This window comes from Streptomyces sp. NPDC059895 (assembly GCF_042731035.1).
Taxonomy (GTDB): Bacteria; Actinomycetota; Actinomycetes; order Streptomycetales; family Streptomycetaceae; genus Streptomyces.
Map to the genome: position 1 here is coordinate 193,224 of NZ_JBHWKO010000001.1, position 17,369 is coordinate 210,592.

Genomic DNA, 17,369 nt, shown 5'->3' on the forward strand with positions numbered 1-17,369 from the left:
TGGTGGCGTTTGGGGGGGGCGGTGGGGGGGGGGGTCGGTTGGGGGGGGGCGCGGGGGGCGGTCCGGGGGGGGGCGGGGCCGCGCCTGGCGGGCCGCCGCCGGGACCCCGCGGACGTCGCCGACCGGATCCGGCACCTCGGGGAGCTGCACCGGGCCGGGCTGGTCACCGACGAGGAGTTCTCCGTGAAGAAGGCCGAGCTGCTGGCGGAGCTGTAGTCACTTGCGTGTCGTCACTCGCGTGTGGTCACTGGCGTGTGGTCACTCGCGTGTCGTCACTCGCGTGTGGTCACTCTCGCGTCGTCACTCGCGTCCGGCGGAGGTGAACGTCATGTCCGCGTAGCGGTCGCCCGCCACCTTCCCCGCGAGGGGCTCCAGCAGGGCCAGTTCCTCCTCCGTCAGCCGGATGTCCACCGCCCCCGCGTTCTCCTCCACGCGTCCCGGCCGGCGGGTGCCCGGTATCGGGACGACGGGGAGGCCGTGCACGTCGGCGCGGTGCTGGACCCAGGCCAGGGCGATCTGGGCCGGGGTCGCGCCGTGGGCCGCGGCCAGCGCGCGCAGCGGCTCCAGCAGGGCCGCGTTCGCGGCCGCGTTCTCGCCGGTGAAGCGGGGTTGCTGGCGGCGGAAGTCGTCGGGGGTCAGGTCCTGCTCGGCGTCGGCGAAGGAACCGGTGAGGAAGCCGCGGCCGAGCGGGGAGTACGGCACGAGGGCGACGCCCAGTTCACGGGCGGCCGGCACCACGCGGTCCTCGATGTCCCGGCTGAACAGCGACCACTCCGACTGCACGGCGGCGATCGGGTGGACCGCCTGCGCCGCGCGCAGTTCGGCGGCGGTGACCTCGCTCAGGCCGAGGTGCTTGACCTTGCCCTCGCGCACCAGCTCGGCCATCACGCCGACCGTCTCCTCGATCGGCACGTTCACATCGCGCCGGTGCATGTAGTAGAGGTCGATGACGTCGACGTCCAGGCGGCTCAGGCTCGCCTCGACGGCCTGGCGGACGTAGGGGCGGTCGTTGCGGATGACGCGCCGGGTCGGGTCGTCCGGCGGGATGGACAAGGCGAACTTGGTGGCGATGACCACCTCGTCGCGGTGCGCCCGGAAGAACGGGGACAGGAAGCGCTCGTTCTCGCCGGCGCCGTACGCGTCCGCCGTGTCGTAGAGGGTGACGCCCAGCTCCAGCGCGCGCTCCAGGGCGGCCCGGGACTCCTCGGCGTCCGAGGGGCCGTAGGCGAAGCTCATGCCCATGCAGCCGAGGCCCTGGACGCCCACCGGGGGGCCGCCGTCGCCGAGTCGTACCGTCGGGATCCTGCTGTCGGTCATCGGGTCCTCTCCACCTCGAAGGCGTGGACGCGCCGGGCGTCCGAGTAGAACGTGATCTTCCGGTCGAGCACGGCGAGCGTGTCCTGGAGTTCGGCGATCCTGGCCTGGACGTCCCGCCGGGTGGCCTCCAGCAGCTCGTACCGCTCGCCGTACGTGCTGTCGCCCGCGCGGACCAGCTCGGCGTACCGGACCATGTCGGCGACCGGCATGCCGGTCAGCCGCAGCTTGCCGACGAGGTCGAGCCAGTCCAGGTCACGGTTGCTGTAGCGGCGCTGGCCGGTGTGCGAGCGGTCGACGTGGGCCATCAGCCCGATCCGCTCGTACCAGCGCAGGGTGTGCGCCGTCAGGCCGGTGAAGGCGACCACCTCGCTGATCGTGTAGCTGTCCTGCCCGTCGGGGCGGGGATGCCGCGGTGGCGGGGCCGAGCAGACGTCTGCGGGGGTGGGGGCTCGCTCGGGGGTCACGGGCGTGGTCTGCAACACCGTCATGGACTCCACGCTATGACCTTGGAGTGCGCTCCAAGCAAGCGAATGCGGCACAAAGTCCGAAGGTAGGCTCATGGCCATGTCGCTGAAGAGCCTCGCGCTGATCGAGAACTGGCCGGTTCCCTCCGCCGCGGCGGGTGTCGTACGGGCCGACGGTACCGTCCTGGGCGTCCACGGGCCGGCCGGACAGCGCTTCCCGCTGGCCTCGGTCACCAAGCCGCTCGCCGCGTACGCCGCGCTCGTCGCGTACGAGGAGGGGGCCGTCGAGCTGGACGAACCCGCCGGGCCGGCCGGGGCGACGGTGCGTCACCTGCTCGCGCACACCTCGGGGCTCGCCTTCGACGAGCACCGCACGACGGCCCCGCCCGGGGAGCGGCGGCTGTACTCCAACGCCGGGTTCGAGCAGCTCGGGGACCACATCACCAAGGCGACGGACATCCCGTTCGCGGAGTACCTGCGGCAGGCCGTGCTGGAGCCGCTCGGTATGACGGCGACCTCCCTGGAGGGCTCCCCCGCCAAGGACGGGGTGTCCACGGTCGAGGACCTGCTGCGGTTCGCGGCCGAGGTGCAGGCGCCGCGGCTGCTCGACCCGCGCACCGTCGCCGAGGCGATGACCGTGCAGTACCCGGGCACCAAGGGCGTGCTGCCGGGGTACGGCCACCAGAACCCCAACGACTGGGGGCTCGGCTTCGAGATCCGGGACTCCAAGGCGCCGCACTGGACGGGGGCCTCGTCCTCGCCGCGGACGTTCGGGCACTTCGGGCAGTCCGGGACGTTCCTGTGGATCGACCCCGACGCCGGGATCGCCGCCGTCGCGCTGACGGACCGGGCGTTCGGGCCGTGGGCGGCCGAGGTGTGGCCCGTCTTCACGGACGCGGTCCTCGCGGAGGTCGAGGGCTCCGGCCCGGTACGTTGATCGTCTCGGCTACTCTCCCTCTGCACGGCATCCGTTCGGATCTCGGGGGAGAGCGATGGCAGGGGCACAACAGGACGCACGGTTCCGCCCGTTGGAGAGCGGCGATCCGGCCGGCGTGGCGAGCTACCGCCTCGCGGCACGGCTCGGTTCGGGCGGCATGGGCACGGTGTACCTGTCGTACACGCCCGGCGGGCACCCCATCGCCCTCAAGACGATCCGGCCGGAGCTGAGCGAGGACCCCGAGTTCCGCCGCCGGTTCCAGCAGGAGGTCAAGGCCGCCCAGCGCGTGCAGGGCCTCTACACCGCGCCGGTCATCGACTACGACACCGAGGGCGCCCAGCCGTGGCTGGCCGTCGCCTACGTGGCCGGTCCCTCGCTGGCCTCGGCCGTCGCCGAGCACGGGCCGCTGCCGGTGCCGTCGGTCCTGCTGCTGCTCGCGGGCATGGCCGAGGCGCTGTCGGTGATCCACGGCGCGGGCATCGTCCACCGCGACCTCAAGCCGTCCAACGTGCTGCTCGCCTCCGACGGTCCGCGCGTCATCGACTTCGGCATCGCGCGGGCCGCCGACGCCACGGCGCTGACCGGCACCGGCGTCTCCGTCGGCACCCCGGCCTTCATGTCGCCGGAGCAGGCCTCCGGCAGGCCGGTCACCCCCGCCTCCGACGTGTTCGCGCTCGGCCAGGTGGCCGCGTTCGCGGCGCGCGGCACCGGCGCGTACGGGGACGGGCCCTCGCACGCGGTGCTGTACCGGATCGTCCACGAGGAGCCCGACCTGACCGGGCTGCCCGAGCAGCTGGGGTTCATCGCGCGCTGCCTGGCCAAGGACCCGGCCGAGCGGCCCTCCCCCGCCGAGATCATCGCCCTGTGCCAGCAGGCGTCGCCGACACCGCTGCGCCAGTCCGGGTCGTGGCTGCCGGAGGCGATCGCCGCGGAGATCACCCAGCGGGTGTCGGCGTCGGCCGCGCTGGCGGCCGCACCGACGGCCGCTCCGGCCGCCCCCGCGCCGACGGCGCCGGTCACCCGCCCCGACATGACCCCGCCGCAGGCCCCGATGCACGCGGCGCCCACGGCCGCGGCCACCCACGTCCCGCCGGCGCACCCGTACGGACCGCCCGGCACCCCGCCCCCGCCGCAGGCCCCGTACCAGCCCCCGTTCCAGCCGCAGTACGGCGCGCCCACCGGGCCCCGGCCGCCCTTCGTCCAGCAGCCGGGCGTCCCGCAGCCCGGCTGGCGGCCGCAGCCGGTCCCGCCGCCCAGGAACAACGCCGGGAAATGGATCGGGATCGGCGTCGCGGTGGTGGCCGGGCTGTTCTGGCTGGGCAGCTGCGCGTCGTTCATCAGCAGTGTCGACGACTCGTCGGACGACTCCAGCAGCAGCGGCTCCTCCACCAGCGGCGGGAGCGGGAGCGACAGCAGCAGCTCCGCGAGCGCCGAACCGACGCCCGATCCCACGCCGGTCACCTACAAGGGCGTCAACATCCCCGAGAGCTACTACGTCCGGTTCGCGGACTCCCCGCCCAAGCCGGTCGAGGCCTCCGACGGCAGCAGCCCCCGGTACGAGGAGGTCGCCGACCTCTACTACTACGACTCGGGCGGCTGGGACAACAACCCCCTGCTGGGCAGCTACGGCGAGAAGGTCGTCCTGCTGAACAACGCGCAGAAGGGCTCGCTCGCCACCTGCCGGAGCGAGACCCGGTACACAACGGAGGTCGAGCTCTCCCAGCTCTCCAAGGGCTCCCAGATGTGCGTGCACACCCCCTCCGGCCACATCGCCCTGGTCACCTTCCAGGGCAGCGCACCGGAGACCGACCCCAGCGACTACGTCTCCGTCGACATCACGGTCTGGCGCAACGCGGAGGACCCCGGCTCGGAGGAGTGAAGGGACTCCCGAGAGGACGTACGTCCGTCGCCTGCGGACCAGTTGCGTGATTCACGTCACCACAGCGCGACGGACCGGTTACGCTCGGCCACCGACCGAGACGAACGCCGCGAGGCGTTGCAGGGCCGGAGGCACCGCAGTGGCCAACATCCAATCGCTCGACCCCAGCGCTTCCCCGCTCGACTACTACGGCTGGGAGCTGCGCCGCCAGCGCGAGGCGCACGGCCTCAGCCAGAGCCAGCTCGGCGAGATCATCTTCTGCACGGGCTCACTGGTCGGCCAGATCGAGACCACGAGAAAGATCCCCACCCGCGACTTCTCCGAGCGGGTGGACGCGGCACTCGGCACGGACGGGGTCTTCTCCCGGCTGATCGGCCTCGTACTGCGCAGCCAGCTGCCCACCTGGTTCCAGCCGTACGCGGAGGGGGAGGCGAAGGCGGCGTACATCTCCACGTACCAGGCGCAGTTGGTGTACGGGCTGTTGCAGACGGAGGAGTACGCGCGGGCCGTACTGGCCACCGGCATGCCGGACGACCTCGACGGGCTGGTCGCGGCCCGGGTCGAGCGTCAGCGCATCCTGGAGAGCGAACAGCCGCCGCTGGCCTGGACGATCCTCGACGAGGCCGTACTACACCGGCCGGTCGGCGGCCGCGAGGTCATGCGGGGGCAACTGACCCGCTTGTTGGAGTTCACCGGCCACCGGTGGGTGCGGATCCAGGTGTTGCCGTTCCGGTCCGGTGAACACACGAGCCTGGACGGAGCATTCAACCTTCTCCGCTTCGACGACCATCCAGACATCATCTACACGGAGGACCTCATCTCCGGTCATATGACCGCCAACCCTGAGACCATCAGGGAAGCCGCACGCCGTTACGCTCATCTCCAGGCCGCCGCCCTCTCCGTCGAGGCTTCGGCCGCACTGATCTCCCGTGTCATGGAGGAGCGTTATGGAGAACGGCCCCGGTCTGAAGAACGCACGGTGGCGTAAGTCCAGCTACAGCGGCAGTACCGGCGGCGACTGCGTCGAGGTGGCCGACGGCTTCCCCGGCGCCGTCCCCGTCCGCGACAGCAAGAACCCCGCCGGGCCCGCGCTGCTCATCGGCCCGGACGCCTGGCGGGACTTTCTGGACGGGCTCCGCTAGCCCGCGCTGCCTGTCACAGCTGTTCCGACCGCAGCCCTCTCCGTCGAGGGTTCAGCGGCACTGAGCGCCCGCGTCGTGGAGGAGCGCCATGGAGAACAATCCCAGCCTAAGCGTTGTCCCGTAAATGATCTACGACATGGTCATTGACCTGCTTGTTTCCTCGTCACCCGGCGAGGGTGAGGTTGTGAAGGCGGGCGATGCCGAGCATGGCGTGGTGGACGCCGTCGCCTTTCAGGCGGCAGTCGCGGAGGATCTTCCAGGTCTTCATGCGGGCGAAGGCGTGCTCGACGCGGGCGCGGACCTTGCGGTGGGAGCTGTTGTGTTCCTCTTTCCACTCGGGCAGGTCGGTCTGGCCTCTCTCGCGGCGGTGGGGGATGACCAGGCCGGTGCCGCGGTAGCCGCCGTCGGCGATGACGGTGGTGTGGCCGACGGCGTCCTTGGCGCCGGACAGCTCCCATGCCTTGCAGTCGCTGCGGTTGCCGGGCAGCGGCCGGCCGACGGCGACGACGAGCCGGGTGTCGGCGTCGATGACGACCTGGTGGTTGGTGGAGTGCCGGTAGTTCTTCGACTGCTCGGCCGCCTGGTGGTCGCGGGTGGGGACCAGGGTGCCGTCCACGATCAGCACGGTGTCCTTGCGGAACCTCTTGCGCTGCTGGAGCGCGAGTGCCGGGCCGAGGTGGTCGATGATGCGGTCCGCGGCCGAGTTCGACACCCTGAACAGCGGCGCCAGTTGGCGCAGGGTGAGGTTCGTGCGCCAGTACGCGGCGACCAGCAGGACCCGGTCCTCCAGCGGCAGGCTCCAGGGCCGGCCTTTGCGGACCGGATCCGCACCCTCGCGCCGCAGCGCGGTGACCAATTTGCCGAACTGACGCGGGCCCAGCCCGGTGAACGGGGGTATCCAGGACGGCTCCGACGCCGTGATCACACCAGCCACGGCAAGATCATCTCACCTCTGACCAGCAGTTACGGGACAACGCTTAGAGAGCGCGCGGTGGCGTAAGTCCAGCTACCGGAATTTATTCGCGGTGCATCGGTCTTCAGGCCGGTGGTGAAGCGAATCTGACAGTGGCGACGCGGAGCGTCGCGGACTCAGGTCCGGCGGCTCCGGACACTGCGGTTCGTCGCCTGCGGCGCGGAGCGTCGCGAGGGCCTCTCCCGGTGAAACCGGGCGGTGCTCACACCGGCCGGTTCTGCTGTTCGATGTACTGCCTGACCACGGAGAGCGGGGCACCGCCGACGGTTCCGGCGAAGTAAGACCCGGACCACAGCTTGTTGGCCCGCCAGTAGTGGCGCACCAGGTCGGGGAACTCCTGGCGGAGCCTTCGGGAGGAGACACCCTTGAGGGAGTTGACCAGCTTGGTCACGGCGACCTTGGGCGGGAAGTTCACCAGCAGGTGGACGTGGTTGTCCTCACCGTTGAACTCCACCAGGTCGCACTCGAAGTCCGTACACACCGACCGCATGATCTCCTCCATACGCCCCAAGTGGGCATCGGTGAACACCTTGTGGCGGAACTTGGTCACGAAGACCAAGTGGACGTGCATCACGAAAGCGCAGTGCCTACCAGTTCTGATCTTCTGCATGTCGCCCATAACCCAAGTATGTATCGTGACGGTCATGCAGCTCCGGTACTCCTTCAGGTTGTACCCGGACACCGGCCAACAGCGGGCGTTGGCGAAGGCGTTCGGGTGCGCCCGTGTCGTGTTCAACGACGCGGTCCGCGCCCGTGAAGACGCCCGAAAGGCCGAGCAGCCGTTCCCGACGGCCGGTCAGCTGTCCCGGAAGCTGATCACCGAGGCGAAGCGGACAGCCGAGCGGTCCTGGCTCGGCGAGGTCTCCTCGGTGGTGCTCCAGCAGTCCCTGCGGGACGCCGAGAGCGCGTACCGCAACTTCTTCGCCTCCCTCAAAGGCACGCGTAAGGGACCGAAGGTGGGATCACCACGGTTCAAGTCCCGCAAGGACACACGGCAGTCGATCCGGTTCACCGCCAACGCCCGCTGGAACATCACCGACAGCGGCCGCCTGAGCCTGCCGAAGATCGGCGCGGTAAAGGTGAAATGGTCCCGAACCCTGCCCGCCACCCCCACCTCGGTCACCGTCGTCAAGGACGCGGCCGGCAGATTTTTCGCCTCCTTCGTCATCGACACCGACCCCGCCGCCGACGTGACCCGGATGCCGCAGACCGACCGCACGATCGGTATCGATCTCGGCCTTACTCACTTCGCAGTCCTCTCCGACGGCACGAAGATCGACTCCCCGCGCTTTCTGCGGCGCGCGGAAAAGAAGCTGAAGAAGGCCCAGAAGGAGCTGTCCCGCAAGCAGAACGGATCGAAGAACCGGGCCAGGGCCCGCCTCAAGGTCGCCCGCGCCCACGCCAAAGTTGCCGACGCTCGCCGTGAGTTCCACCACCAGCTCTCCACGAAGCTGATTTCCGAGAACCAAGGGATCGCCGTGGAGGACCTGTCGGTGGCGGGACTGGCCCGCACGAAACTGGCCAAGTCCGTGCACGACGCCGGATGGTCCTCGTTCATCGGCATGCTGGAATACAAAGCCGCTCGGTACGACCGCACCCTGGTCAAGATCGGCCGGTTCGAGCCCACCTCCCAGACCTGCTCCGCCTGCGGTGTCAAGGACGGCCCCAAACCCCTGAACATCCGGGAATGGACCTGTACTGCCTGCGGCACCGTCCACGACCGGGACACCAATGCCGCGATCAACGTGAAGACGGCCGCCGGACTGGCGGTATCGGCCTGCGAAGCGCCGGTAAGACCAGGAGCAATCCCGGCACAGCGCGAAGAAACAGGAAGCCACGGATTCCCGACCGAACCCCGTACCGCGTAGCGGCACAGCAACGATCGAGAAGGCCAGAATCCTCGGGCTTCAGCCCGAGGTGCAAGTCAAAGCGGAAGCAACGGCGGCGAATGCGTAGAGGTCGCTGCCGGCTTCCCCACCGCCGCCCCCGTGCGCGACAGCAAGAACCCCACCGGGCCCGCGCTGCTCATCGGCCCGGACGCCTGGCGGGCCTTCGTGGACGGGCTCCGCTAGGACGCAGGCCTCCGCCCGCTCACCCCGCCATCTCCCACACCAGTACCTCCGCCGGCCCCTCCCCCGCCACCAGCTCCAGGTCCTTCCCGTCCGTGACGCCCACCGCGTCCCCCGGCCCCAGCTCGTGCCGTCCGATCCGCACGGCGCCGCGCACCACGTGCACGTACACGCGCGCGGCGTCGGGCAGCGCGCTGCGCTCCCCCGCCGCCGGCCGCCGCAGGTGCAGCAGCGCGCCCGCCTCCGGGACGGCGTACGGGGTGGAGTCGGCGATGCCGCGCACGACGTCGTAGGCGGGATCGCCGCCGGGCTCCAGGGGGGCCAGCCACATCTGCACGAAGGTCAGCGGGCCCGAGCCGTCGTTGCGCTCGACGTGCCGGACGCCGCCCGCCGAGCTGAGGCGCTGGACGTCCCCGGGGCGGACGACCGTCTCGTGGCCGGCCGAGTCCCGGTGGGTCAGTTCGCCCTCGACCACCCAGGTCACGATCTCGGTGTGGCTGTGCGGATGCTCGTCGAAGCCGGCGCCGGGCGCCAGGCGCTCCTCGTTGCAGGCGATCAGCGCGCCGAAGCGGAGGTTGTCGGGGTCGTAGTGCGGGCCGAAGGAGAAGGCGTGACGGGTCTCGATCCCGGCCGCCGGGTCCCCGCCGCGGTAGCGCCCGTCGGCGCGGCGTACGTCCATCACGCCGACCACGGTAGACCCGCCGCGCGGTGCGCGGAGCCCCCACCCTCGACCCGGCCACGCGTGCGCGGGGGGCGATGAGGCAGTCTTGTCCCCGTGCCCGAACCCGAAGCCAGCCATCCACAAGCCGCAGCGCACGGCGTCCATCAGCACTCCGCGACCCTGAAGCGGCTGGAGAAGTCCTCCGGCAGCCTCGCCGCCCAGGCGATCGCGCGGATGGACGAGACCCTGCCGTGGTACCGGGCGATGCCCCCGGAGAACCGTTCCTGGATCGGGCTGGTCGCCCAGGCGGGCATCGCCGCGTTCACCGAGTGGTTCCGGCGCCCCGACGCGCCGCAGGCCATCTCCACGGACGTCTTCGGCACGGCGCCGCGGGAGCTGACCCGGGCCATCACGCTGCGGCAGACCGTGGAGATGGTGCGGACGACCATCGAGGTCATGGAGTCCGCGATCGACGAGGTCGCCGCTCCGGGCGACGAGAACGTGCTGCGGGAGGCGCTCCTCGTCTATGCCCGGGAGATCGCCTTCGCCACCGCCCAGGTCTACGCCCAGGCCGCCGAGGCACGCGGTGCCTGGGACGCCCGGCTGGAGTCCCTCGTCGTCAACGCCGTCCTCAGCGGCGAGGCGGACGAGGGCGCCGTCAGCCGGGCCGCGGCGCTCGGCTGGAGCGCGCCGGAGCATGTGTGCGTCGTCCTCGGGACCGCCCCGGACGGGGACTCCGAGCTGACGGTGGAGGCGATCCGCAGGGCCTCGCGGCACGCCAAGCTCCAGGTGCTGACCGGCGTGCTGGGCTCCCGGCTCGTCGTCATCGCGGGCGGCAGCGACAATCCGCTCGCCGTGGCCAAGTCGCTGATCGGGCCGTTCGCGGCCGGGCCGGTCGTCGCCGGACCGGTCGTGCCCGATCTGCTGGCCGCGACCCGGTCCGCGCAGGCGGCCGCGGCCGGGCTGAAGGCGTGTTCGGCCTGGCAGGACGCGCCGCGGCCGGTCCTGGCGGACGACCTGCTTCCGGAGCGCGCCATCGCGGGGGACCCCAGCGCCCGCGAGCAGTTGGTGGAGGAGATCTACAGACCGCTGGAGGAGGCGGGCTCCGCGCTGCTGGAGACGCTCTCCGTTTACCTCGAACAGGCGTCCAGTCTGGAGGGGGCGGCCCGGATGCTCTTCGTCCACCCGAACACCGTGCGCTACCGGCTCCGACGTGTGACTGACGTCACCGGCTGGTCACCGTCGGATGTACGCTCGGCGTTCACCTTGCGCATCGCGCTGATCCTGGGGCGTCTGGTCGATGGAGATCCCCAGACCTAGCGTTTTGTCGGGGGCCCACAAAACCCCCTGCCGTTCTTCGTCCTTGTCCCCACGGGCGGCCGTGGCCGCCCTCAAGAGAGAGTGTGAGAGTGCTCGTACTCGTCGCTCCCGGCCAGGGCGCCCAGACGCCCGGCTTCCTGACCCCCTGGCTCGCACTGCCCGGTGCCGCCGACCGCGTCGCCGCGTGGTCGGACGCCATCGGACTGGACCTCGCCCACTACGGCACCCAGGCCGACGCGGACGCCATCCGGGACACCGCGGTGGCGCAGCCGCTGCTCGTCGCCGCCGGGATCCTGTCCGCGGCGGCACTCGGTGACATCCTCCCGGACGCCGTGGCGGGCCACAGCGTCGGCGAGATCACCGCCGCCGCCTTCGCCGGTGTCCTCGACGACACCGACGCGCTGAGCCTGGTCCGCAAGCGCGGCCTGGCGATGGCCGAGGCGGCCGCGGTCACCGGGACCGGCATGTCGGCGCTGCTCGGCGGCGACCCCGAGGTCTCCGTGGCGCACCTGGAGAAGCTGGGCCTGACCCCGGCGAACGTCAACGGCGCCGGGCAGATCGTCGCCGCGGGCACGCTGGAGCAGCTCGCCGCGCTGAACGAGGACAAGCCCGAGGGCGTGCGCAAGGTCGTGCCGCTCAAGGTCGCCGGCGCCTTCCACACCCACCACATGGCGCCCGCCGTCGACACGCTGGCCACCGCGGCCAAGGAGCTCGCGCCCGCCGACCCGACCGTCCCCTACGTCTCCAACAAGGACGGGCGGACCGTCGCCACCGGCGCCGAGATCCTCGACCGGCTCGTCGGCCAGGTCGCCAACCCGGTCCGCTGGGACCTGTGCATGGAGACCTTCAAGGAGCTCGGCGTCACCGCGCTGATCGAGGTGTGCCCGGGCGGCACCCTCACCGGTCTGGCCAAGCGCGCCCTGCCCGGAGTACGAGCGTTCGCCTTGAAGACCCCCGACGATCTCGACGCGGCCCGCGAGGTCATCGCCGAGCACCGTGCCTGACAAGGAGTCGACGATCATGTCGAAGATCAAGCCCAGCAAGGGCGCCCCGTACGCGCGCATCCTCGGCGTGGGCGGCTACCGGCCCACCCGTGTGGTGCCCAACGAGGTGATCCTCGAGACGATCGACTCGTCCGACGAGTGGATCCGCTCGCGCTCCGGCATCGAGACCCGGCACTGGGCGAACGACGAGGAGACCGTCGCCGCCATGTCGATCGAGGCGTCCGGCAAGGCGATCGCCGACGCGGGGATCACGGCCGACCAGATCGGCGCGGTGGTCGTCTCGACCGTCTCGCACTTCAAGCAGACGCCGGCCGTCGCCACCGAGATCGCCGACAAGCTCGGCACGGCCAAGGCCGCCGCCTTCGACATCTCGGCCGGCTGCGCGGGCTTCGGCTACGGCCTCACCCTCGCCAAGGGCATGATCGTCGAGGGGTCCGCCGAGTACGTGCTGGTCATCGGCGTGGAGCGGCTGTCGGACCTCACCGACCTGGAGGACCGCTCGACGGCCTTCCTGTTCGGCGACGGCGCGGGCGCGGTGGTGGTCGGCCCCGCCAAGGAGCCGGCGATCGGCCCGACGATCTGGGGCTCCGAGGGCGACAAGTCGGAGACCATCAAGCAGACCGTGCCGTGGACGGACTACCGTTCCGGCGAGGTCGCCAAGTTCCCCGCGATCACCCAGGAGGGCCAGGCGGTCTTCCGCTGGGCCGTGTTCGAGATGGCGAAGGTCGCCCAGCAGGCGCTGGACGCGGCCGGCATCACCTCGGCCGACCTGGACGTCTTCATCCCGCACCAGGCCAACGAGCGGATCATCGACTCGATGGTGAAGACTCTCAAGCTGCCGGAGTCCGTCACGGTCGCCCGTGACGTGCGCACCACCGGCAACACCTCGGCCGCCTCGATCCCGCTCGCGATGGAGCGGCTCCTGGCGACCGGCGAGGCGAAGAGCGGCGACACCGCGCTCGTCATCGGATTCGGGGCGGGTCTCGTGTACGCCGCGACGGTCGTTACCCTCCCCTAGGCACTCCGTGCCGGATCATGTGGTCCGGTGCGCGACATGCCCCGGCCCCGCCGCTGCCGCGGTGGGCGCCACACCCTCTGGAACAGCTACGAAGGAGCGCCGACATGGCCGCCACTGAGAAGGAGATCGTCGCCGGTCTCGCCGAGATCGTGAACGAGATCGCCGGGATCCCGGTCGAGGACGTCGAGCTGGACAAGTCCTTCACCGACGACCTGGACGTCGACTCCCTGTCCATGGTCGAGGTCGTCGTCGCCGCCGAAGAGCGCTTCGACGTCAAGATCCCGGACGAGGACGTCAAGAACCTCAAGACGGTCGGCGACGCGACCAACTACATCCTCACGCACCAGGGCTGAGTGACCCCTCGGCCCTAGGGCCGACTGCCCCGCCACCCGGCGGTGGCGCCGCTGAATCCCGATCGTTGGAGAAAGAATTCCCGTGAGCCCGACCAATCGCACCGTGGTCGTCACCGGTATCGGCGCAACCACACCGCTGGGTGGCGACGCAGCCTCTACCTGGGAGGGTCTGATCGCCGGCAAGTCCGGCGTCAAGCCCCTGGAGCAGGACTGGGCGGCCGACCAGGCCGTCAGGATCGCGGCCCCGGTCGCCGTGGAGCCCACCGAGGTCATCCCGCGGCCGCAGGCCCGCAAGCTGGACCGCTCGGCGCAGTTCGCGCTGATCGCGGCCCAGGAAGCGTGGAAGGACGCCGGTTTCGAGGGCAAGGCGGGCGAGGACTCGTCCGTCGACCCGGACCGGCTCGGCGCGGTCATCGCCTCCGGCATCGGCGGTGTGACGACCCTGCTGGACCAGTACGACGTGCTGAAGGAGAAGGGCGTCCGCCGCGTCTCCCCGCACACCGTCCCCATGCTGATGCCGAACAGCCCGTCCGCCAACGTGGGCCTGCTCGTGGGCGCCCGCGCGGGCGTGCACACGCCGGTCTCCGCGTGCGCCTCGGGCGCCGAGGCCATCGGCTACGCCATCGAGATGATCCGCACCGGGCGCGCCGACATCGTCGTCGCCGGCGGTACGGAGGCGGCGATCCACCCGCTGCCCATCGCCGCGTTCGGCAACATGATGGCGATGTCCAAGAACAACGACGACCCGCAGGGCGCCTCGCGTCCCTACGACACCGCCCGCGACGGCTTCGTCCTGGGCGAGGGCGCCGGCGTGATCGTCCTGGAGTCCGCCGAGCACGCCGCCGCGCGCGGGGCGCGGGTGTACGCGGAGGCGGTCGGCCAGGGCATCTCCGCCGACAGCCACGACATCGTGCAGCCGGAGCCGGAGGGCCGCGGCATCGCGCACGCCCTGCAGAACCTGCTGGAGCGCACCGACCTGGACCCGGCGGAGATCGTGCACGTCAACGCGCACGCGACGTCGACGCCGGCCGGTGACGTGGCCGAACTGAAGGCGCTGCGCAAGGTGTTCGGCGACGACGCCGACCACATGGCGGTCTCCGCCACGAAGTCGATGACCGGTCACCTGCTGGGCGGCGCGGGCGGCGTGGAGTCCGTCGCGGCGATCCTCGCGCTGTACCACCGGCTGGCTCCGCCGACCATCAACGTGGAGAACCTCGACCCGGAGGCCGAGGCCGCCGCGGACATCGTCCGCGGCGAGGCCCGCAAGCTGCCCGTCGAGGGCCGTATCGCCGCCCTCAACGACTCGTTCGGCTTCGGCGGGCACAACGTGGTGCTGGCGTTCCGCACGGTCTGAGAAGCGCCTGTACGCGCGCGAAGGCCCCCACCCGGTCCGGGTGGGGGCCTTCGTGCCGAGCGGGGCCCGGAGAGGGCGGACGACGGCTCAGACGACCTGGTGGAGCCAGCGGACGGGCGCTCCCTCGCCGGCGTACCGGAACGGCTCCAGTTCGTCGTCCCAGGGCTTGCCGAGGAGCTTGGCGATCTCCGCCTCCAGGTCCGTCTCGTCGCGCTGGGAGCGCAGCAGGGCGGCGCGCAGCCGGTCCTCGGGGATGAGGATGTCGCCGTGGATGCCGGTGACGGCGTGGAAGATGCCGAGGTCGGGGGTGCAGCTGTAGCGCTCGCCCTCGGCCGTGGCGCAGGGCTCGGCGGTGACCTCGAAGCGCAGCAGGTGCCAGCCGCGCAGCGCGGAGGCGAGCTTGGAGGCGGTGCCCGCCTGTCCCTGCCAGGAGAACTCCGAGCGCCAGGTGCCGGGCGCGGCCGGCTGCCGGATCCAGTCGAGGTTGACGCGCGTGCCGAGCACCCCGGCGACGGCCCACTCGACGTGCGGGCACAGCGCGCGCGGCGCGGAGTGCACGTACAGAACTCCACGTGTCGTCACCGGGACCTCCGGGCAGAGCGGACAGGTGTGCAGGCCGGCATGGCGGCGGTGGCCGGGCAGCCACGTTGATGGCGAGGCTACCGTGCGGCGGCGCAAGGAGTGTGACGTACCGTCGGTCCCGGTGCCGCGAAACGCCCGCCATTCACCCGGCAGGACGCCTGTGCGGGAGTGTTCAGTTGCTTCCGAAGGGGCGGGCGGGGCGCGTCGGGCGGGCCGCGGGAACCTCCGGACGTTGTCATGGGTGGGGCCGGCGACCCGTCCGGCCGGGGACGTGCCGACGACCGAGGGGACAGCAGGGGATGCGGAAGCGAAGCCACCGCTCGCGGGCGGTCGTCGCCGTCGCGGCGGCCGCCGTGCTGGGCGGCGCGGCGGGCTGTGACGCGGGCGGGGACGGCCCCGGGCCGTCGGCCTCGCAGGCGCGCCGGGCGTCGCCGACGCCGGTGTGGGACAGCAGCCCGGCCTCGCTCGCCGCGGTGGGCGACTCCATCACCCGTGGCTTCGACGCCTGTACGGTCCTGTCGGACTGCCCCGAGGTGTCCTGGGCGACCGGCGGCAGCGCCGAGGTGAACAGTCTGGCCGTCCGGCTGCTGGGGGCGGCGCGGGCGGCGACGCACAGCTGGAACTACGCGGAGACCGGGTCGCGCATGGCGGACCTGCCGGCCCAGATGAGGCGGGCCGCGGCGCGCGGGCCCGCGCTGGTGACGGTCATGGCCGGGGCGAACGACGCCTGCCGGGCGTCCGCGGAGGCGATGACGCCGGTGGCCGACTTCCGCGCCCAGTTCCAGGACGCGCTGCGCACGCTGCGCCGGGCGGCACCGAAGGCGCAGGTGTACGTGGCGAGCGTGCCGAACCTGAAGCGGCTGTGGGCACAGGGGCGGACCAACGCGCTGGGCAAGCAGGTATGGAAGCTGGGCATCTGCCCGTCGATGCTGGGCGACGCGGACGCGCTGGACTCCGCGGCGAACCTGCGCCGGGCGACGGTGCAGCAGCGGGTGGAGGACTACAACACGGTGCTGAAGGAGGTCTGCGCGAAGGACCTGCGGTGCCGCTTCGACGGCGGCGCCGTGTACGAGTACCGCTTCGGCACCGACCAGCTGAGCCACTGGGACTGGTTCCACCCGAGCACGAACGGCCAGGCCCGGCTGGCCGAGATCGCATACCGCCAGGTCACCGCCCGCAGCGGGGTGACCTAGAGTTTCCACCATGAGCGAACACTTCGGAACACTTTCCGACGGCACCCCGGTCCGCCGCTGGACCCTGGAGCGGGCGGGCGTCCGGGTGCGGGTCCTGTCGTACGGCGGGATCGTGCAGTCGGTCGAGGTGCCGGACCGGGAGGGCCGGCCGGCGGACGTGGTGCTGGGGTTCGCGGACCTGGACGGCTACCTCGCGCACCCCGAGCCCTACCTCGGCGCCCTCGTCGGACGGTACGCGAACCGGATCGCGCACGCCCGTTTCACGCTGGACGGGGTGGCGTACCCGCTCGCGCCGAACAACGCGCCCAACTCGCTGCACGGCGGGGAGCGCGGCTTCGACAAGCGGGGGTGGGACGTGGAGCCCGTCGAGCACGGGCTGCGGCTGCGCCGGGTCAGTCCGGACGGCGAGGAGGGCTTCCCGGGCCGTCTGCAGGTCACGGCGACGTACACGCTCGGGGCGTCGGGCGCGCTGAGCATCGCGTACGAGGCGGTCACCGACGCGCCGACCCCGGTGAACCTGACCAACCACAGCTACTTCAACCTCGCGGGCGCGGGGCACGCGGGCGGGCACGAGCTGCGACTGGCGGCCTCCCGGTACACGCCGGTCGACGCGGACCTGATCCCGACCGGGGTCGCGGAGGTGGCGGGCACCCGCTTCGACTTCCGTACGGCCCGCAAGACCGGCTCCGGCTACGACCACAACTTCGTGCTGGACAAGGGCGTCACCGAGACGCCCGTGGAGGTGGCCGAGCTGCACGACCCGGCGTCCGGGCGGGTGCTGACGGTGGCGACGACCGAACCGGGCGTCCAGGTGTACACGGCGGACCACCTCGGCGAGCCGTTCGCGCCGGGCGCCGGCATCGCGCTGGAGACCCAGCACTTCCCGGACTCCCCGAACCGGCCGGAGTTCCCGAGCACCGTGCTGCGGCCGGGCGAGGTGTACCGGTCGGAGACGGTGTACGGCTTCTCGGCGCGGTAGGACGGCGCGCCGGGGCGCCGACGGCGACGGCGACGGCGACGGCGGCAGCGGCCCTGAAAAAACGTACGAGCCCCGGTCCAGGGGTCAGGTCCCGGACCGGGGCTGCTCCAGGGGTGGTGAGAAC

Annotated in this window: 19 protein-coding genes and 1 pseudogene; 14 read left to right on the plus strand and 6 right to left on the minus strand. The window is 71.6% G+C overall.

Annotated elements, in window-relative coordinates:
* Nucleotides 1-216 (plus strand): SHOCT domain-containing protein (locus ACFV9M_RS00875; protein ID WP_385102296.1); only part of this gene is annotated, 216 nt, incomplete at its 5' end.
* A gap of 84 nt (nucleotides 217-300) precedes the next feature.
* On the opposite strand, the gene ACFV9M_RS00880 is transcribed toward ACFV9M_RS00875, so the two are convergent.
* Nucleotides 301-1,317, minus strand: a complete 1,017-nt coding sequence (locus ACFV9M_RS00880; protein ID WP_385062179.1) for an aldo/keto reductase — start codon at nucleotides 1,315-1,317, stop codon at nucleotides 301-303.
* The gene (locus tag ACFV9M_RS00885) at nucleotides 1,314-1,805 is read right to left on the minus strand and encodes a MerR family transcriptional regulator (RefSeq protein WP_385062180.1); all 492 of its coding nucleotides are present in this window, start codon (nucleotides 1,803-1,805) and stop codon (nucleotides 1,314-1,316) included. The genes ACFV9M_RS00880 and ACFV9M_RS00885 overlap by 4 nt, the downstream gene beginning before the upstream one ends.
* 76 nt (nucleotides 1,806-1,881) lie before the next feature.
* Between ACFV9M_RS00885 and ACFV9M_RS00890 the strand changes: the two genes are divergently transcribed.
* The 4 genes from ACFV9M_RS00890 to ACFV9M_RS00905 all read left to right on the plus strand — a co-directional run bounded on the left by ACFV9M_RS00890 (nucleotide 1,882) and on the right by ACFV9M_RS00905 (nucleotide 5,739).
* Nucleotides 1,882-2,718, plus strand: coding sequence for a serine hydrolase domain-containing protein (locus tag ACFV9M_RS00890; protein WP_385062181.1), 837 nt, complete (start codon nucleotides 1,882-1,884; stop codon nucleotides 2,716-2,718).
* A gap of 55 nt (nucleotides 2,719-2,773) precedes the next feature.
* Nucleotides 2,774-4,597: a serine/threonine-protein kinase gene (locus ACFV9M_RS00895; protein WP_385062182.1), complete on the plus strand. Its 1,824-nt coding sequence runs from the start codon at nucleotides 2,774-2,776 to the stop codon at nucleotides 4,595-4,597.
* A 139-nt stretch (nucleotides 4,598-4,736) separates the two neighbouring features.
* On the plus strand, nucleotides 4,737-5,585 hold the full coding sequence (locus ACFV9M_RS00900) for a Scr1 family TA system antitoxin-like transcriptional regulator (protein WP_385062184.1): 849 nt from the start codon (nucleotides 4,737-4,739) through the stop codon (nucleotides 5,583-5,585).
* Nucleotides 5,545-5,739 carry a DUF397 domain-containing protein gene (locus ACFV9M_RS00905; RefSeq protein WP_385062186.1) on the plus strand — a complete coding sequence of 65 codons (195 nt, stop codon included), beginning with the start codon at nucleotides 5,545-5,547 and terminating at the stop codon, nucleotides 5,737-5,739. Before ACFV9M_RS00900 ends, ACFV9M_RS00905 begins: the two co-directional genes overlap by 41 nt.
* A gap of 163 nt (nucleotides 5,740-5,902) precedes the next feature.
* Here ACFV9M_RS00905 and ACFV9M_RS00910 read toward each other — a convergent pair whose 3' ends face one another.
* Both ACFV9M_RS00910 and tnpA read right to left on the minus strand, forming a co-directional pair.
* Complete coding sequence (locus ACFV9M_RS00910; RefSeq protein WP_385062188.1) at nucleotides 5,903-6,673, minus strand: transposase; 771 nt, start codon at nucleotides 6,671-6,673, stop codon at nucleotides 5,903-5,905.
* Between the two features lie 241 nt (nucleotides 6,674-6,914).
* Nucleotides 6,915-7,331, minus strand: coding sequence for an IS200/IS605 family transposase (tnpA, locus tag ACFV9M_RS00915; RefSeq protein WP_385062268.1), 417 nt, complete (start codon nucleotides 7,329-7,331; stop codon nucleotides 6,915-6,917).
* 25 nt (nucleotides 7,332-7,356) lie between these two features.
* Between tnpA and ACFV9M_RS00920 the strand changes: the two genes are divergently transcribed.
* Nucleotides 7,357-8,580 (plus strand): RNA-guided endonuclease InsQ/TnpB family protein, encoded by a 1,224-nt coding sequence (locus ACFV9M_RS00920; RefSeq protein WP_385062190.1) that lies wholly within the window; start codon nucleotides 7,357-7,359, stop codon nucleotides 8,578-8,580.
* A 63-nt stretch (nucleotides 8,581-8,643) separates the two neighbouring features.
* Nucleotides 8,644-8,784: pseudogene (locus ACFV9M_RS00925) on the plus strand (DUF397 domain-containing protein); the annotation flags it as partial.
* Between the two features lie 19 nt (nucleotides 8,785-8,803).
* Here the strand turns inward: ACFV9M_RS00925 and ACFV9M_RS00930 are convergent.
* Nucleotides 8,804-9,460: a pirin family protein gene (locus ACFV9M_RS00930; protein ID WP_385062270.1), complete on the minus strand. Its 657-nt coding sequence runs from the start codon at nucleotides 9,458-9,460 to the stop codon at nucleotides 8,804-8,806.
* 96 nt (nucleotides 9,461-9,556) lie between these two features.
* Between ACFV9M_RS00930 and ACFV9M_RS00935 the strand changes: the two genes are divergently transcribed.
* The 5 genes from ACFV9M_RS00935 to fabF all read left to right on the plus strand — a co-directional run bounded on the left by ACFV9M_RS00935 (nucleotide 9,557) and on the right by fabF (nucleotide 14,491).
* Nucleotides 9,557-10,762 (plus strand): PucR family transcriptional regulator, encoded by a 1,206-nt coding sequence (locus ACFV9M_RS00935; protein ID WP_385062192.1) that lies wholly within the window; start codon nucleotides 9,557-9,559, stop codon nucleotides 10,760-10,762.
* A gap of 89 nt (nucleotides 10,763-10,851) precedes the next feature.
* Nucleotides 10,852-11,766, plus strand: a complete 915-nt coding sequence (locus ACFV9M_RS00940; protein ID WP_385062194.1) for an ACP S-malonyltransferase — start codon at nucleotides 10,852-10,854, stop codon at nucleotides 11,764-11,766.
* 16 nt (nucleotides 11,767-11,782) lie between these two features.
* Nucleotides 11,783-12,784: a ketoacyl-ACP synthase III gene (locus ACFV9M_RS00945; RefSeq protein ID WP_385062196.1), complete on the plus strand. Its 1,002-nt coding sequence runs from the start codon at nucleotides 11,783-11,785 to the stop codon at nucleotides 12,782-12,784.
* Nucleotides 12,785-12,888: 104 nt separating this feature from the next.
* Nucleotides 12,889-13,137, plus strand: a complete 249-nt coding sequence (locus ACFV9M_RS00950) for an acyl carrier protein (protein WP_385062198.1) — start codon at nucleotides 12,889-12,891, stop codon at nucleotides 13,135-13,137.
* An 82-nt stretch (nucleotides 13,138-13,219) separates the two neighbouring features.
* The gene (gene fabF, locus ACFV9M_RS00955; protein WP_385062200.1) at nucleotides 13,220-14,491 is read left to right on the plus strand and encodes a beta-ketoacyl-ACP synthase II; all 1,272 of its coding nucleotides are present in this window, start codon (nucleotides 13,220-13,222) and stop codon (nucleotides 14,489-14,491) included.
* An 87-nt stretch (nucleotides 14,492-14,578) separates the two neighbouring features.
* On the opposite strand, the gene ACFV9M_RS00960 is transcribed toward fabF, so the two are convergent.
* Nucleotides 14,579-15,073, minus strand: a complete 495-nt coding sequence (locus tag ACFV9M_RS00960) for a DUF3145 domain-containing protein (RefSeq protein WP_385062201.1) — start codon at nucleotides 15,071-15,073, stop codon at nucleotides 14,579-14,581.
* Between the two features lie 299 nt (nucleotides 15,074-15,372).
* Here ACFV9M_RS00960 and ACFV9M_RS00965 point away from each other — a divergent pair, with 299 nt between their 5' ends.
* Nucleotides 15,373-16,266 (plus strand): SGNH/GDSL hydrolase family protein, encoded by an 894-nt coding sequence (locus ACFV9M_RS00965; RefSeq protein WP_385062203.1) that lies wholly within the window; start codon nucleotides 15,373-15,375, stop codon nucleotides 16,264-16,266.
* 10 nt (nucleotides 16,267-16,276) lie between these two features.
* Nucleotides 16,277-17,245 (plus strand): aldose epimerase family protein, encoded by a 969-nt coding sequence (locus tag ACFV9M_RS00970; protein WP_385062205.1) that lies wholly within the window; start codon nucleotides 16,277-16,279, stop codon nucleotides 17,243-17,245.
* Nucleotides 17,246-17,369 lie beyond the last annotated feature (124 nt).